Genomic DNA, 15,684 nt, shown 5'->3' with positions numbered 1-15,684 from the left:
CAGATGCCGACGCCGAAGTCGGTCAGCGCGTTGGCGGCGAGGCCGATCAGGAATATCATCCCCGCCGTCATCGGATCCACCCCGAAGACGGACACCAGAAGGTAGAGGGGCAGCAGGTCGCTGCCCGTCCACAACAGGCTCTTGCCGAAATGCGCGGCGGCATAGGTCGCGCTTGCGCGCCGCCAGATCACCGGATCCAGCGGACCTTGTACAGGTGCAACCCCGGCGTCTCGATCCGTTGCGGGGCGCTCGCGTCGCGATCGGCGACCGTGAAGCCATGCGCCCACCAGCTATCCTCCGCCTGCACCCACGCCATCGCCCTTCGCGTCACGCTGACCGATTTGACCCGCAGCTTCGGGTTCAACGCCGGAATGGGCGTGAAGCGACCGCCGTCGGGATCGAAGAGCCATACGCCGTCGTCGGTGGTGACGACATAGCCGCCTTCCGGTGTCGCCGACAGGTCGTGGCCATCGTGGCGGCCCGGCAGCGTCCAGCGCGCGGTTTCGGTCAGATGCGGATCGGCGGCCTTGGAATCGAAGGCGAATGCCTGGATCAGGTCATGCGACAGCGCGAACAGCCGCTGCCGCCCCGCGTCCCAGACCGCGCCATGGCCTGAAGGCAACGACACGCTGGCCAGCGGTCGTTCGTTCCGCGACAGCGCGTACAATTCCAGCCGATCACCGTTCTTGTTGATCGATAGTGCGACCGCGGCATGGCCGCCGGGCAACAGATCGGCCGAATGGGCCATCGGCGCGGTCGCCCGGAATCGAACGTGCCCGGTCGCACGGTCGATCAGTACGACGCCCCCGGTCGAAGCGGTGACGAGGATCGCCCTGCCGTCGTCGACCGGCTTGCAGTCGTCGATATGCGCAAGCAGCCTGGTCCGGTAGATCGCCGGCAGATCGCGCGCGTCCGCCGCCCGCCAGCGCCACGTCTCCACGGCGGCATCGCCGGTGACCGTATATTCGCGAATCTGATCGTCGCCGCAGGCATAGATTTGACCCTGCACCGGCGCGCTTTCGCCTGCCGCTAACAGCGCAAAAGCAGCCAAAGCATTCGAATATAACATCATTATTCCTTTCCATCGGCCGGCGAATTCACCGCTATGCAAACCGTCACACTTATGTCACCTATGGTGAATAATAGGCGTTCGACCTGCATGGGGAAAGAGGAGATTTTTGGTGGCCGCATCGTTCATGGCACGCACCTTCCTGTTGATGACGACGGCTCTGGCCGCGCCCGCCATGGCGCAGACTACGGATCGGGCATCGCCTCCCTCGCCCCGGTCGACCGATGCGACGGCGGTCACGTCGCAGGACGCCACTGCCGAGGCCGCGACCGTTCCGCAGGATTCGGCCGGCGCCGACATCGTCGTCACCGGCGCGCGGTTGCAGGCGATCAAGGATATCGCCGCCAAGCGCAGCATCGGCGTCATTTCGGACAGCATCAGCTCGGATGAGATCGGAACCCTGCCCGATTTCGGCCTGGGCGAGGCGCTGACCCGCGTTCCCGGCATCTCGACGGTCCAGAACAACGGCCGCGGCGAGGCGCAATTCCTGTCGATCCGGGGGCTCAACGCCGATTATAACCTGGTCGAGATCGACGGCGTGCCGTTGCCCGCAAACGAAATCAGCCGCCGCAACGTGTCGCTCGACGTCATTCCCTCATCGCTCGCGGCCCGCGTCGAGGTTTACAAGTCGATGGACGCCGCGATGAACGGCAATGCCATCGGCGGCATCGCGAACCTACGCACGCGCAGCGCCTTCGACAATGGGGCAAAACCGTTCCTCGGCGGCCGCTTCGACATCGGCCGCTGGGACTTCCAGCGCACGCGCGGCGGCAACACGCCCTCCGGGCAGGCCGAACTCGTCGGCGCGACGACGTTCGGTCCCGACCACAAGTTCGGCCTGGTGGTCGCCGGCAGCTATTTCCGCCGGGTCAGCGCGTCGCTCAACTCCGCCAGCACCACGCCGCTCTACGTCGATCCGACGACCGGGCAGAGGCTGAACGCCGCGGTGAGCGATGCGGGCAATGCCGCCGTCGTGCCGTCGGTACGCCGTTGGCTGCACTACGACAATCTCCGCCAGCGTTACGGGGGATTCGCCAAGCTCGAATTCGACGACCACGTCCTGTTCAAGGGCGCGCTCACCTTCGCCAAATTCTATCACACAAACGACGAGGACCGGCAGGCGAACAGCGTCACGCCGAACACCACGGTGACCGCGGCGACGGGCCGGTTTGCCAACATCGTGAACGTCACGACCGCCGGCGGCTCCGTCACGAACGGCAACTACGCGCAGGCGGACGCGTCCCAATTCTTCCAGAAGCGCGGTATCCAGTACGGCGATTTCCACGGCGAACTCGATCCGGGCAGCCACATCAAGGCCGATTTCGGCGTGAACTACGCGATCGCGACCTATAGTCAGGACGCGACGACGGCGGTGTTCCGCATCCCTGGCGGGACGAACCTAGCATACCGGTACACGATCACGCCCGGCCGGTTCCCGCAGTTCGACTTCGCCAACCCCGGCTATGTCTTCGGTGCGGCAAATTACAGCATCTATGACTATCAGACCGTCCCCGACGACCAGAAGGAAAAGGCGTTGACCGGGCGCGCCAATCTTCGGGTCAACACCGACAGCGCCGATCGCGGCTTCGGCTTCGCGACGGGCCTGTTCGCACGATTCGTCGACCGTCGCTACGATCGCGCCGTCAACGACTATACCCCCGTCGCCGGAGCGACCTCGCTCGCCCCCTTCGTCGTGCCGCAGCGCTACACGCCGTACAACGGCAACGGGCAGACGATGATCTTCTTCGATCCCGACGCGGTCAGCGCCTTCTTCGCGGCCAACCGGGGCAAGTTCACCGCCAATCCCACCAACGTCCAGACCGGGCTGCAATCGGATTACACGCTGACCGAGGATATCAAGGCCGCCTATCTGCTCGGTCGCTACGCGCTCGACACGCTGCGGCTGACCGGAGGCGTGCGGTACGAGGCGACCGACCTGACGACCGGCTCCTATGCGATCACCACGGCGGGCAGGGCGACGACGCTAACCTATGGCCAGCAGGGCCAGCATTATCACGACTGGCTGCCGTCGGCGCAGCTCGACTGGGACGTGACGGGCAGGCTGCGCGCCCGTGCGGCGTTCGGCCGCACGCTGGCTCGCCCCAACTACAGCGACCTTGCCGGACGTCAGACGATCGCGATAAATTCGGGCACCAATTTCGTCACCATCACCACCGGCAACGCGCAATTGCGCCCGCGCCGGAGCGACAATTATGACGTCAGCCTCGAATATTACGTCAACCGCGACGTGCTGTTTGCGGCCGCGGGCTTCATCAAGACCATCCGCGACGAGATCCTGACGGTCAGCAACACCGCGCTCCAGCCGTACAACGGCGTCACGACGCAGGTGACGACGATTCGGCCGGTCAACGCGAGCGGGACGGTGATCCGCCGTGTCGAACTGAACGCCGTCGTCACGCGCATGTCCTTCCTGCCGCGCCCGCTCGATGGGCTCGGCCTGTCCGCCAACCTCACGCTTCTGAACCCCACCGCTCCGTCGGTGATGATGGCGAACGGGACGCGTCGCCAGCTCGCCAGCCTGGTCGAGAGCGCCGATGTCGTCGGCAACGTCCGCGTCTTCTACACCGTCGGCCCCGTGACGGTGCAGGGCGCATGGAACCACCTGTCGCCGTTGCTCCTCACCGTGTCGACCACCGATCCGACGCAGGATGTCCGGTACAAGGCAAGCGACCTGTTCGACGCACAGGTCCGCGTGAAGCTGTCGCGTGCGCTGACCATCGTCGCGCAGGGCAAGAACCTGTCCGACAATCTTCCCACGCGCGTCACGGGGCCTGCATTCAATCTGCTGAGCGAAGAGCTTGCGAACGGCCGCGCCTATTACATCGGTGCCCTGGTGCGGTTCTGATGCGCGCCGCGGTCATCCTGCCGCTGTTGCTGCTCGCCGCGCCGGCGTCGGCGCAGCGCTACCTTTCGGGGCCGGGCATCGCATTGCGCGACGTGCTGCCGCCCGCCCCGGTCGCGGGATCGCCGGAGGATGCCGCCGATCGCGCGACGTTTCGTGCGACCCGCCGGTTTGCGGGAACGCCGCGCTGGCAACAGGCGATCGCCGACACCGACGAGCGCGTGCCCGCGATCCTCGCGGACTTCACGCCGGCCGCAGGGCGCACGCTGTCGACCGAGGCAACGCCGGCGCTCGCCCGATTGCTGACCCGCATGCGCGGCGACGTGGCGAGCGCGGTGAGGGCGGTGAAGCCCGGCTACGGTCGCCGTCGGCCGTTCCTCGCCGATCCGGGCCCCATCTGCCAGCCGCGCGAGCCGCTCGCGGCGGATTTCGACTATCCCTCGGGGCATACGAGCTGGGGGACGGCGGCCTCGCTGGTCCTCGCGGAACTCATGCCGGACCGCGCCGGTCCACTGCTTGCACGCGGACGCGACTATGGCGAAAGTCGCATCGTCTGCGGCGCGCACAACGCCAGCGCGGTCATGGCGGGTCGCCAAGCTGCGGCCGCCGTCGTTGCCCGGCTCCACGGCGACCCGGCGTTCCGCCGCGATCTCGCAACCGCTCGGGAAGAGCTTGATCCGCTCCGCCAGGATGCCCGTGCGCCGTAGAGAGCCGCTGTGGTGCAATGGTGGGATCTTTGGGGGGCTGCGTGGATTGCCGATCCGACAGCGGCCATGCTGACCGCGCGCGGGAGGCGAAACGAGCAAGCGAGCGCGCCGGAGCCACAGCCCGGCCTTCCGGGCTAAGATGGTACCGCGCGCCGGGAAGGGCGAGGAAATGCTGACCGAAGCGACGCAGCGGGATGACGTTCATCCGAACGCCATCAACCAGTGTCGCGCTCGGTTCCCGAATGGCGCGGCGTACATGATCGGATCCAGTCGCAGGCAGAGGGCTCCGCAATCGACGTGACCGTGCTGCCGGACAAACAACGACACTAGCGAACGATTGCTTGGCGTCGCGAGCACCTCGTACCCGAGCGTTCCTTAAACGCACGCGGGCGTCATCGATTTAAATGGAGGCGAAATGTTTCTCGAAAACCTTATCGGCCTAACCACAGCGTTCGTCGTTCAGCCATCATCCGGGAATCTGGCGATGACCCGAAATCCTCTGCCGCTACGCTATCGCCTCGCGCGCGGCGAGCCACGCGACGGACCTGCGGCGCTGCCGCTCGCCGCAGGCAAATAGACCTGCGCAGGACCGGCTGAGCGCGACCCGTGTCGCGAGATTGCGTTCGGACGGCAGCAGCGCGCCTACCGGAAAGTTCGCCGCTTGCGCTCGGCCGGGAATGCGGTCGGCGATGTGCAGATATATGCGGCGTGCCTGAATGCAGTTCATGCCGTTTTATGTCGGTCATCTGGGCACGGTGACGGACCTTTGGCGATAGCAACACGAGGTTGCCGTCCCTGCCGCAGCCCGGTTGCCCGACCATCGACCGGCCTGAGATCGACCCTGGGTTGGGTGGACATCGGGCCGGACCGTGCACGATGCAGCGTACGACGAAACGTCGCGACCTGCGCGAAAGTAAGCGTGCAGCACCCACAGGAGCCGTGCGCAATACGCCTGTCAAATTCGTCATGCCTTTCGGCTGAAAGATTGCGAACCAGACTATGCGCCGTTGGCCCGCAACCGGCCATCCACCGCGCCGGCCACGATCGAGGCACGCAGAGGGATGGATCGGGCCAATGACAAGCCGACAACTATATTATACCCGAAAATTGCAATTACTTAATTGGCAGTGTTTAGGTTCGGGAAACGCTTGGTCCACGCATGCGCATGCCACGAATATTGATGATCGTGTATCCCATCTTCGCGAGATACTATTTGCCGAGGTTGGATGTTGCCTCGGTGAAATGCGAGGCTTTGGCGGCACGTCTAAAACGACACCATCTGCACAGCGCCCTCGGCAGTCAGACCCAACGGAACGCGCTTTTCGCCGGTCAGGCGTGTCTGCCCTGTCGAAAAGAGCGGCATCTCCGTTCGAAAGCCGCGTCAGCGCAAACCCACATCGGCACGGCGGCGCGCCACGGTTGACATTCCGGGGATTGTCTCAACCTTGCAACGGTTCTCATGTCCGGTTCGCCGGGGCATGGGGCATGACCGCCTCATGATGCAGGAGCAGTTTGTTGACGATCGACCGACGCACGATGGACGAAATCGCACGGCTGGCCGGGGTTTCGAAGGCGACCGTGTCCCGCGTCATGAGCGGCAGCACCCTCGTGAAGGAGGCCACGCGCCAGCGGATCATGGGGATCGCCCGCGAGCAGGGCTATGCGGTCAACCGGAGCGCGCGCCGCCTGCGGCAGAACCGCGCGCAGACGATCGCGCTTGTCCTCGACCTGCCGTCCCTGCCCAACCAGCGGGTGTCGCAACCCTTTCACTTCGAGTTGTTCGCCGATGTCCTGAAGGCGGTGAATGCCAGGAAGCATGACGTCCTGCTCCACTCGCCCGACGACGAATCGATCGGCACCTACGAGGATATGGTCGCCTCGCAACTCGCGGACGGCGTGATCTTCATCGGGCAGGGACAGCGCATGCCCGTCCTGCGGGCACTCGCGGATACGTCGGTGCCCTTCGTGGTCTGGGGGGTGGCCGATCCGGACGAGCGTTATTGCACCGTCGGCACCGACAATCGCCTGGGGGGACGGCTTGCGGCGCGCCGCTTCGTCGCGTTGGGCCGCGCGCGGATAGTGTTCGTCGGACCGCTATCCCATCATGAGATCCTCGCCCGGAAAGAGGGGCTCGAGGCGGGGCTGTCGGGCAGTGGCGAGGCATATGCGCTCGATGTGCTGGAACCCGCCGACCTGTCCTACGAAGCGTTCCTCGCGGCGATCCGCGCGTATCTCGACCGCGACGCGCCGCCGCCCGACGCGATCTTCTGTGCCAGCGACACCGGCGCGCTCGCCGCGATCGCGGCCCTGAGCGACAGGGCATTGCGCGTGCCCCGGGACGTATCGGTCATCGGATATGACGATATTCCGCAGGCCTATCAGGTGCGTCCGACGCTCACCAGCATCCGTCAGGACACGCAATTGGCCGCCGCGTTGCTCGTCGATTGCCTGATGCAACAGATTGCAGGCGAAACGGCGACCTCGGCCGTCATGCCGACCGAGCTTATCATTCGGGAAAGCTGAGCAATTCAAAGAAAACCACGTACTCGTGTTGCAACGCGTTGCATTTCGCGGTATCGGCCGGTCTGCGAACCCCGCGAGAATGCGGGGGAGTGGGGAGGAACGGATATGCGCAGGATTTCGCAGCGGTGGTCGGTCGGTATGCTCCTGGCCACGACGATCGGGACGTTCGCCATCTGTCCGGCAGCCGCCCAGTCGAGCGACGCGTCCGTGGCCCCGGCCGCGCAGGCCCAATCCGGTCAGGACGCCGCTGGTCAGGACGTCGCCGGGCAGGGTGCCACGGGTCGGGGTGTCGGCGGTGAGGGTGTCACCGGTCAGGGTGCCACGGGGCAGGGCGCGATCGGCGATATCGTCGTCACGGCGCGTCGTAAGGACGAAAAGCTCCAGCAGGTGCCGTTGGCGGTCACCGCATTCGATCAGGCTGCGCTCGACCGCGGCCGCGTCCAGTCGCTGTTCGACCTCCAGCAGTCGGTGCCCTCGCTGAACGTCAACGGCCAGTTCAATCGCAACCAGGAAATCATCACGCTGCGCGGCCAGACCGAAACCGGCCTGTCGACCGGCGGCGGGGCGGGCGGCGGCCCCTCGGTCGTCAGCTACGTATCCGAGGTGCCGGTGATTATCGCGGGTCCCGGCATCTATTACGATCTCCAGTCGGTCCAGGTCCTCAAAGGGCCGCAAGGCACGCTGTTCGGCCGCAACACGACCGGCGGCGCGATCCTGTTCGAGCCGCAGCGTCCGGGATACGAATTCGGCGGCTTCGGCCAGGTCACCGTCGGCGATTTCCGCCGGGCGGAATTCGTCGGTGCGGTCAACGTGCCGATCGTTTCGGACGCGCTGGCGCTGCGGGTCGCCGGCCAGATCGGGCGACGCGATGGCTATACGCGCGATGTCGGTACCGGGATCGCCTATGAGAACCGGCACTACAATGCGTTCCGGGTCGGTTTGCTGGCGCAGCCGGTCGCGGGCTTCGAGAACTACCTGCTCGCCAATTACGTCGATTACGACGAGCGCAGCCCGGGCATGGTGCTGATCGGCGTCAATCCGGCGATCCGTCCGGAAGCCTTGCCCTTTTTCCAGGCGCAGCAGGCGCGCGGCGTACGGGAGATCAACCAGGGCATAGCCGGCTTCAGCCAGGGCCGCACCCTGAACGTCATCAACAAGACGACGGTATCGCTGGGCGACGCGGTCGAATTGAAGAACATCGCCTCCTACTCGCGTCGACAGTATCGCCGGGCGGAGGACGGGGATGCGACCCCGCTGCCCATCGTCGATTCGATCGGGTCGTACCCCGGGACATGGAATACGGATGTCCGCACCATCACCGAGGAATTGCGGCTGGCCGGCAAGTCGTTCGGCGATCTCAGCTGGCAGTTCGGCGGCTATTACGAGCATAACCGCAATCCGCGCGGGTCGCAGACGTTCATCCAGCGGTTCGGCGCGAACTATGCCGATGCGTTCAGGCTCGACCTCGTGACCCGGACGATCGGCGTCTACGCGCAGGGCACGATCGATCTGTCGCGCGTGGCCGAGGGACTGAAATTCACCGCCGGATATCGCCATACGTGGGATGAGATCACGCAGGGCATCGCGCTGGCGGGGTCGGATTCGATCAATCCGAAGCCCGGGGATCCGTGCCTGACGCGCTTCGGGTCGGTCTATCCGGATTGCTACATCTCCGCGAGCACGCGGCACGATGGCGACAGCTACAACGTGAGCCTCGACTATCAGATCACGCCCCGCACGCTCCTGTATGCGGCGACGCGGCAGGGGTACAAGAGCGGCGGCTTCAACATCATCTCTGCGGTTCTCGGCCAGCAGTTCGGGCCCTATTTCCGCTACCGTCCGGAGCGCGTGCGCGACATCGAGGGGGGATTGAAGACCGAATGGTCGTTCGCCGGGATCAATGGGCGCTCCAATCTTGCCGTCTACAAAAGCTGGTATGACGATGCGCAGGTGCTGACGGTCGCGGTGATCGCCGGTTCGCCGCAGGGTCTGACGGCCAACGGCGCCCGCGCCTCGATCCAGGGCATCGAGCTGGAAAACAGGATCAAGCCGGGCCGGAACGTCGAAATGAACCTGTCCTATTCGCTGATCGACGCGCAATACAAGAACTACGTCACGCCGCTCGGGCGCGACCTCACCGACCTGCCGTTCGCGCTGACGCCGCGTATTAAGGTGAGTGCCGGTGCGAGGGTGCGGCTGCCGCTGCCGGACAAGGCGGGTGCCGTCTGGGCGGGGGCGACCTATTCCTATCAGAGCAGCGTCTATTCGGGGATAGGCGACTTCGGACCCGGGTCGCCGACGAACCGGCAGCCCGCCTATGGGCTGCTCAACCTGCGGCTCGACTGGACCGACGCGCTGGGCAGCCGGATCGATCTGGGCGCATTCGTCACCAATGCGACGAACAAGGTCTATTACCAGTCCGAGCTCGACTTCTACAACGCGACCGGCCTGTCGGTCGCGACGTTCGGCGAACCCAGAATGTACGGGCTGAGCGTCCGGCGGGCGTTCTGACGATGCCATCGCCGGCACCCCCGCCGGACCGGTGGCTGTGGCCCATCCTGGTGCTCGCGTTCTGCCATCTGGTCGCGATCGCGAGTGCGCAGGTCATCAACATCATGGTCGATGACATCAAGGCGTCGCTCGCGATCACCGACGTGGATTTCAGCCTGTTGCAGGGCTTTGCGGTCGCGATGTTCGCCGCCGTCGTAGGACTGCCGATCGCCGGCCTTGCCGACCGGCTGAACCGGAAACGGATCATCATGGTCGGCGTGTTCGGCTGGACGCTGGCGACGATCGCCTGTGCGGCGGCGCAGTCGTTCAGCCAGCTGTTCGCGGCGCGGGTGTTCCTGGGCATCGGCGAGGTCTTGCTGTTTCCGGCCACGGGCGCGTTGATGCTCGATCTGGTCCCGCGCGCCCGGCTGGCGCGGGCGATCGCGCTGTTCGGGTGCGGCGGACCGGCGGGTGCGGCCGTCGCGATGATCGGCGGTGGCTGGCTGGTCGGGCAGGGACCTTCGGGCGCCGCGCTCCCGGGGGGCATGTTGGCCGGCGGGGAGGCATGGCGCGTGGCGTTCATGGCGCTCGGCGCGATGGGCGTCGTCGCGCTCCTGCTGCTCACGACGTTCCGGGAACCGGTGCGTCGCGGCGACGGCGATCGTTCCGCGGCGGCCGTGACGGGCATCCTCGCCCATCTGGCGCTGCGGTGGCGCCTGTATGTGCCGCTGGCGGGCAGCATGCTGGCCCTGAGCACCGCGGTGTTCGCGACCGGCGCGTGGCTGCCCACGATGCTGATGCGCGAGCGCGCCTTTTCCGCGATCCAGACGGGTTCGCTCACCGGCGGCGCAGCGCTGGTGTTCGCCGTCGCCGGGACGTGGCTGGTCGGGGTCGCCAGCGACCGGTTCGAAAAGGCCCGGCGGATCGACGGCGTGCTCCGCGTAAGCCTGGGGGCAGGGGCGGTGCTGCTGGCCGGGGCGCTCGTCCTGCCGCTGATGGACGGGGCATTGCCGACGATCGCGATCGTCTGTGCCCTGTACCTCATCCTCGGTGCGCCGACCGTGACCGCAACCGCGGCAATCCAGGACGTCGCGCCACCCCATATGCGGGCGCGGCTGATCGCCATCTACATGCTGCTGGTCGGGCTGATCCCCGCGACGATGGGGCCGAGCGCGGTCGCCGTGCTGCACGAACACCTGTTCCCGGGCACGGACGGACTGGCGCGATCGCTGGCGCTGGTCGACGGCGCCTCGGCGGTGGTGGCGATCGTCGCTTTGGTGATCGCCATGCCGTTCTATCGCGCCGCGCGCGTGGAGGCCGGTGGCATCGAACCCGGGCCGCACCATGCGTCGCCGTCCCGGACCGCGCCTCAACCAGGATAGATCCATGACCAATGCCACAGGCGAGCGGCGACCCGTGTTCGCTCCGACCATCAGTCAGGAAGCGCGCGTCCAGATGCAGGCCGCAGCGGAGCGGGGCGAGCCTCCGCTCGACAGCATCCAGGCGGCGCGCGCCGACGCCGTCCGACGTACCGCGCCGATCGCGGCGCGCCGCCTCGCCCAATATGGCGCCACCGTCAGAGAGGCCGACCTTGGCGGCATCCCGGTGCAGCACATCCGCCCGCACGGCTGGGACGGCGATGACGACACCGGTCCCGTGTTGCTCAACTTTCATGGCGGCGGCTTCGTCATCGATTACGCCGCCCTGCCGGAGAGCGTGCCGATCGCCGCGCTGACGGGCGTGCCGGTGGCCAGCGTCATGTACCGGCTCGCGCCCGAACACACCTATCCCGCGGCGGTCGACGATGCGCTCGCCGCCTATATCGGCGCGATCGAAACGCGCAGCGCCGCCAGGGTCGGACTGTTCGGCACCTCCGCCGGTGCGATCCTGACGCTCCAGCTGCTCGTCCGTCTGAAGGCGGAAGGCGTGCCGATGCCTGCGTCGGCGGGGCTGTTTTCCGTCTCCGCGGATTTCGCCCGCGCCGGCGATTGCGAGGCGTTCCTGCCACCGCTGACGCCGGGGCTCGATACACCCGGGCTCCTGGCGATCTATCGCGGCGATGCCGACGTTCGCGATCCCCTGATCTCACCGCTTTACGGCGACCTGCGCGGGCTGCCGCCGATCCTGCTGATGACGAGCACGCGCGATCAGTTTCTCAGCCAGACCGTGATGCTCCACGAAGCGCTGATCGCGGCGGACGTACCGACGGAATTGCGGGTGTTCGAAGGCATGACCCATGGTTTCTGGACGTCGATCGACGTCCCCGAAAGCCGGACGGCGCTCGCCGCGCAGGCGGCGTTCCTGGGCAGGCACCTGGGCACGGCGGCGTCCGCGCCCGCCGCCGAGGCGAAAGGATAACCCATGTTGCCCATCCTGCCGCAACCCCCGCTCGCCGAAACGATCGCCGCGGACACGCATTGGCAGTTGCGGTCGCTGCTGGCCCTCTGGTCGCAGCCCCAGCCCGACCGTACCATCGCCGAACAGCGCACGATGGCGGAGGCGATGACCCGCCCGCTCGCGGACGCGCGCATCGCGCGCTTCGGCGTCACCCTGGCGGACGCGACGATGCACGGCGTGCCGGTGAAGACCGTGGCGCCTCCGCAGGGCGGCGCTCATGCCGGATCGGGGTTGCTCATCAACCTGCATGGCGGCGGGTTTGTCGTCGATGCCGGATCGCTGGCCGAGAGCGTTCCGATCGCCGCCCTGTCGGGGGTCCCGGTCGTCACCGTCCAATACCGGCTGGCGCCCGAACATCCCTTTCCGGCCCCCGTCGACGATGCGCTGGCGGTGTATCGCGCGGCGCTCGAGCGATATCCGCCCGGACGGATCGCGGTGTTCGGCACCTCCGCGGGCGCCATCCTGACCGCCCAGCTGCTCGCGCGGCTGAAGCACGAGGGGCTGCCGATGCCGGCCGCGGCGGGCATCTTTTCGGGAACCGCCGATCTGGCGCGGGCCGGGGATATCGAGGGCTATCTGCCGCCGCTGCCCGGCGGACGGACCCTCGCGGATGCGGCAAGGGCGTTCGCGCCCGGTCAGGATCCGCGCGACCCGCTGTTCTCGCCTTTGTTCGGCGATCTCGCCGACTTCCCGCCCATGCTGCTGATGACGAGCACGCGCGACCAGCTGCTGAGCCAGACGGTGATGTTCCATCTGGCGCTGCGGGCGGCGGGCATAGCCGCGGATCTGATCGTGCACGAGGCGATGCCCCATGCCTTCTGGGCATTGATGGATTGCCATGAGAGCGACGTGGCGCTCCGGCAACAGGCCGCGTTCCTGCGCCGGGCGCTGGCATGACGACGTCGCCACCCCTCGCACCCACGCCCGCGGACCTCTTCGGCGCCTTGCTGGAGGAGGTGCAGATGCGTCGACTGTTCCCCGATGGAAAGACGTTCGTCGATGCGGTGCCGCGTCGCCCGGCCGCGGAGATCATGGAACGATTCGCGACCGTGGCGCGCGCGGATGACGACTTGCGCGCGTTCGTCCTGGACAATTTCGAACTCCCGACCATCGCCAGCGTCCATGCCGCGCGGGAGGAGCGCAACCTGCGGCGATATATCCGCTCGATCTGGCCCGAGCTGCGTCGTGGCGGCGATGCCGCGATACCCGACGGATCGCTGCTGGCGCTGGAGGGCCCCTATGTCGTGCCCGGCGGGCGCTTCGCCGAACTCTATTATTGGGACAGCTATTTCACCATGCTCGGGCTGGTGCATGACGGGGAGGAGGCGCTGGCGCGGTCCCTGCTCGAACGGTTCACCGAATTGATCGAGCGCTACGGCTATGTCCCCAACGGAACGCGCAGCTATTACCTCAGCCGATCGCAGCCGCCGCTCTACCATGCCATGGTGGAACTGCTGCCGGAGGCGCAGCCGGCGGCGCTTCGTCGGCGGCTGTCGGCGATGGTGGAGGAACATCGCTACTGGATGGCGGATGCCGAGCGGCTTGGGCCCGGGGATCGTTCGGGAAATGTCGTCGCGATGCCCGACGGTTCGATCCTCAACCGCTATTGGGACCGGCGCGATACGCCGCGCGAGGAATCGTTCAGCGAAGACGTCGCGACTTCGTCCGCGTCGTTCCGCGATCCGGCACGCATGTTCCGCGACCTGCGGGCGGGTGCGGAGAGCGGCTGGGATTTCTCGTCGCGATGGTGCGACGACGGCCAGCTGTCGAGCATCCGGACGACCGACTTCGTCGCCGTCGATCTCAACGCGTTTCTGTTCGGACTGGAGCGGGCGATCGCGGTCGCGGCCGACCGCCTGTGGCAGGACGCGCTGGCCGCGGCGTTCCGCCGGCGCGCAACCGAGCGCCAGGCGGCGGTGACGCGCTGGTGCTGGTCGGAGGCCGGCTATTTCACCGACTTCGATCTGCGCGACGGGGTGCGTCGCCCGATCACGGCCGCAAGCGCGGTGCCGTTGTTCACCGGTCTCGCATCCGCGGCGCAGGCGGATGCGACCGAGGCGTCGATCCGCCAATGGTTGCTTGCGCCCGGCGGCCTGCGCACCTCCTGCGTGCGCACCGGCCAGCAGTGGGACGCGCCGAACGGCTGGGCGCCGCTCCAATGGATGGCGGCCAGCGGGCTGCGCCGTTACGGCCACCACGATCTCGCAAGGCTGATCGCGCGACGATGGACGCAGACCGTCGACGCGGAATTCCAGGGCAGCGGACGCATCCACGAGAAATACGACGTCGAGGCGTGCCGTGCCGGGGCCGGGGGCGAATACGTGCCGCAACTCGGCTTCGGCTGGACGAACGGCGTCACCACGGCGTTGATGGATCTCGTGGCGTGCGATTGATCCGCGACGGCCGCATCCCGTCCGCCGCGTGCCGACGGACGAGCGCCGCGATGTCTCGCGCAGGCGCCAGGAATATTCCGGACTTTGTCATTCGGGTTCAACGATTTTGGAAAGGCGAGATGTCGTGAAATCTTATGCAGCAGGATTGCTGATCGCTGGGAGCATGATGTTCGCCGCCAGCGCCGATGCGCAGCGAGGCGACGAAGCGGCAGCCGCGGTCAAGCTGCCCGCGACGACCCTGCCGTTCTCGGGATATGCGAGTCCCGAAGCGGAGGCGGCGATGGCGGCCGACCTGCGCGATCCGCAGGTGCCACCGTCGATGACGGACCTGCCGGCCGTGCGGCGTTTTTGGCAGGCCTATAGCGATCGCGCGCTGGCGAAGATGCGACGCCGATTTGACGTCCGTACGGAGCATCGCACGATCGGCGGCGTCGGTGTCGAGGTCGTCACGCCCGCATCGCCCGATCCCCGCCGGACCGACCGCGTGCTCATCAATCTGCATGGCGGCGCCTTCATGTGGGGCGCGGGAAGCGGTGCGCTGGTCGAAGCCGTACCGATCGCGGCGGTAGCCCGGACGACCGTCGTCACGGTGGACTACCGGCTGGCCCCCGAACATCGCTTTCCGGCGGCCGTCGAGGATGCCGTCGCCGTGTACCAGGCGTTGCTGCGGACCTACCGTCCGGAAAAGATAGGGATCTACGGCTGCTCGGCGGGGGGCGCGCTCACTGCCGAGGCGACCGCGATGATCGTCCAGCGCAAGCTCCCGGTTCCCGCCGCGATCGGCACGTTATGCGGAACCGGACTTCCGTTCGGGGGGGATTCGGCGATCCTCGGCCAGCTCGCGATGGCACAGCCGCCCGCCCCATCGGGCGTTACCGTCGATCCGATCCCGTATTTCAGTGGCGTCACGTCGAACAATCCTGTGGCCTATCCGGGGAACAGCAAGACGATGCTCGCAGCGTTTCCGCCGACCCTGCTGCTGGGGGGATCGCGGGACTTTGCGCTCAGCGCGATGGCGACCATGAGCCGGCGCCTCGAACAGGCCGGGGTGGAAACGCATCTTCAGGTCTTCGACGGGATGGGGCATGCGTTCTTCATGAACTCCGACCTGCCGGAGTCGCTGGAAGCCTATCAGGTCATCAGCAGCTTCTTCGACCGCCAACTGTCCCGCAGCGCGAACGCATCGTCCAGGCGCGCGAAACGGTAGGGGGCGGAAGGCCGTCGCTGTGGCGATCGACGGTG

The 15,684-nt window shown here is 66.9% G+C and carries 11 protein-coding genes and 1 pseudogene; 9 read left to right on the top strand and 3 right to left on the bottom strand.

All coding sequences use genetic code 11. The annotated features are described in order from the left end of the window. Nucleotides 1-191: pseudogene (locus LPN01_RS15910) on the bottom strand (hypothetical protein); the annotation flags it as partial. Then, the gene (locus LPN01_RS15905; protein WP_262829400.1) at nt 188-1,009 is read right to left on the bottom strand and encodes a lactonase family protein; all 822 of its coding nucleotides are present in this window, start codon (nt 1,007-1,009) and stop codon (nt 188-190) included. The pseudogene LPN01_RS15910 and the gene LPN01_RS15905, both read right to left, overlap by 4 nt. A 172-nt stretch (nt 1,010-1,181) precedes the next feature. On the opposite strand from LPN01_RS15905, the gene LPN01_RS15900 reads away from it, so the two are divergent. Together LPN01_RS15900 and LPN01_RS15895 are read left to right on the top strand one after the other, a co-directional pair. Beyond that, nucleotides 1,182-3,935: a TonB-dependent receptor gene (locus LPN01_RS15900; protein WP_262829399.1), complete on the top strand. Its 2,754-nt coding sequence runs from the start codon at nt 1,182-1,184 to the stop codon at nt 3,933-3,935. Further along, a complete protein-coding gene (locus tag LPN01_RS15895; protein ID WP_262829398.1) occupies nt 3,935-4,639 on the top strand; it encodes an acid phosphatase in 705 nt (234 codons plus the stop codon). The genes LPN01_RS15900 and LPN01_RS15895 overlap by 1 nt, the downstream gene beginning before the upstream one ends. A gap of 505 nt (nt 4,640-5,144) precedes the next feature. On the opposite strand, the gene LPN01_RS15890 is transcribed toward LPN01_RS15895, so the two are convergent. Beyond that, nucleotides 5,145-5,366 (bottom strand): hypothetical protein, encoded by a 222-nt coding sequence (locus tag LPN01_RS15890; protein WP_262829397.1) that lies wholly within the window; start codon nt 5,364-5,366, stop codon nt 5,145-5,147. Between the two features lie 788 nt (nt 5,367-6,154). On the opposite strand from LPN01_RS15890, the gene LPN01_RS15885 reads away from it, so the two are divergent. From LPN01_RS15885 to LPN01_RS15855, 7 genes are all read left to right on the top strand, one after another. Then, nucleotides 6,155-7,162 carry a LacI family DNA-binding transcriptional regulator gene (locus tag LPN01_RS15885; protein WP_262829396.1) on the top strand — a complete coding sequence of 336 codons (1,008 nt, stop codon included), beginning with the start codon at nt 6,155-6,157 and terminating at the stop codon, nt 7,160-7,162. Nucleotides 7,163-7,267: 105 nt separating this feature from the next. Continuing rightward, nucleotides 7,268-9,673 carry a TonB-dependent receptor gene (locus LPN01_RS15880; protein WP_262829395.1) on the top strand — a complete coding sequence of 802 codons (2,406 nt, stop codon included), beginning with the start codon at nt 7,268-7,270 and terminating at the stop codon, nt 9,671-9,673. A 2-nt stretch (nt 9,674-9,675) separates the two neighbouring features. Then, a complete protein-coding gene (locus tag LPN01_RS15875) occupies nt 9,676-11,034 on the top strand; it encodes an MFS transporter (RefSeq protein WP_262829394.1) in 1,359 nt (452 codons plus the stop codon). Between the two features lie 4 nt (nt 11,035-11,038). After that, on the top strand, nt 11,039-12,010 hold the full coding sequence (locus LPN01_RS15870) for an alpha/beta hydrolase (protein ID WP_262829393.1): 972 nt from the start codon (nt 11,039-11,041) through the stop codon (nt 12,008-12,010). A gap of 3 nt (nt 12,011-12,013) precedes the next feature. Further along, complete coding sequence (locus tag LPN01_RS15865) at nt 12,014-12,946, top strand: alpha/beta hydrolase (protein WP_262829392.1); 933 nt, start codon at nt 12,014-12,016, stop codon at nt 12,944-12,946. Nucleotides 12,947-13,011: 65 nt separating this feature from the next. Then, on the top strand, nt 13,012-14,442 hold the full coding sequence (treF, locus tag LPN01_RS15860; protein ID WP_410482844.1) for an alpha,alpha-trehalase TreF: 1,431 nt from the start codon (nt 13,012-13,014) through the stop codon (nt 14,440-14,442). Between the two features lie 163 nt (nt 14,443-14,605). After that, entirely contained in the window at nt 14,606-15,649 is a 1,044-nt protein-coding gene (locus LPN01_RS15855; RefSeq protein ID WP_262829390.1) for an alpha/beta hydrolase, read from the top strand. The last annotated feature ends 35 nt before the right edge of the window (nt 15,650-15,684 follow it).

The sequence above is a fragment of the Sphingomonas sp. A2-49 genome, assembly GCF_025548555.1.
GTDB lineage: Bacteria > Pseudomonadota > Alphaproteobacteria > Sphingomonadales > Sphingomonadaceae > Sphingomonas.
This window is presented reverse-complemented; position numbering and strand designations above follow the sequence as displayed.

Excerpts from the sequence above, each read along its gene's own strand:
- LPN01_RS15895 (WP_262829398.1), top strand. The coding sequence starts at position 3,935 with ATGCGCGCCGCGGTCATCCTGCCGCTGTTGCTGCTCGCCGCGCCGGCG.
- treF (WP_410482844.1), top strand. The coding sequence starts at position 13,012 with ATGCGTCGACTGTTCCCCGATGGAAAGACGTTCGTCGATGCGGTGCCG.
- LPN01_RS15875 (WP_262829394.1), top strand. The coding sequence starts at position 9,676 with ATGCCATCGCCGGCACCCCCGCCGGACCGGTGGCTGTGGCCCATCCTG.
- LPN01_RS15890 (WP_262829397.1), bottom strand. The coding sequence starts at position 5,366 with ATGAACTGCATTCAGGCACGCCGCATATATCTGCACATCGCCGACCGC.
- LPN01_RS15865 (WP_262829392.1), top strand. The coding sequence starts at position 12,014 with ATGTTGCCCATCCTGCCGCAACCCCCGCTCGCCGAAACGATCGCCGCG.
- LPN01_RS15855 (WP_262829390.1), top strand. The coding sequence starts at position 14,606 with ATGATGTTCGCCGCCAGCGCCGATGCGCAGCGAGGCGACGAAGCGGCA.
- LPN01_RS15870 (WP_262829393.1), top strand. The coding sequence starts at position 11,039 with ATGACCAATGCCACAGGCGAGCGGCGACCCGTGTTCGCTCCGACCATC.
- LPN01_RS15880 (WP_262829395.1), top strand. The coding sequence starts at position 7,268 with ATGCGCAGGATTTCGCAGCGGTGGTCGGTCGGTATGCTCCTGGCCACG.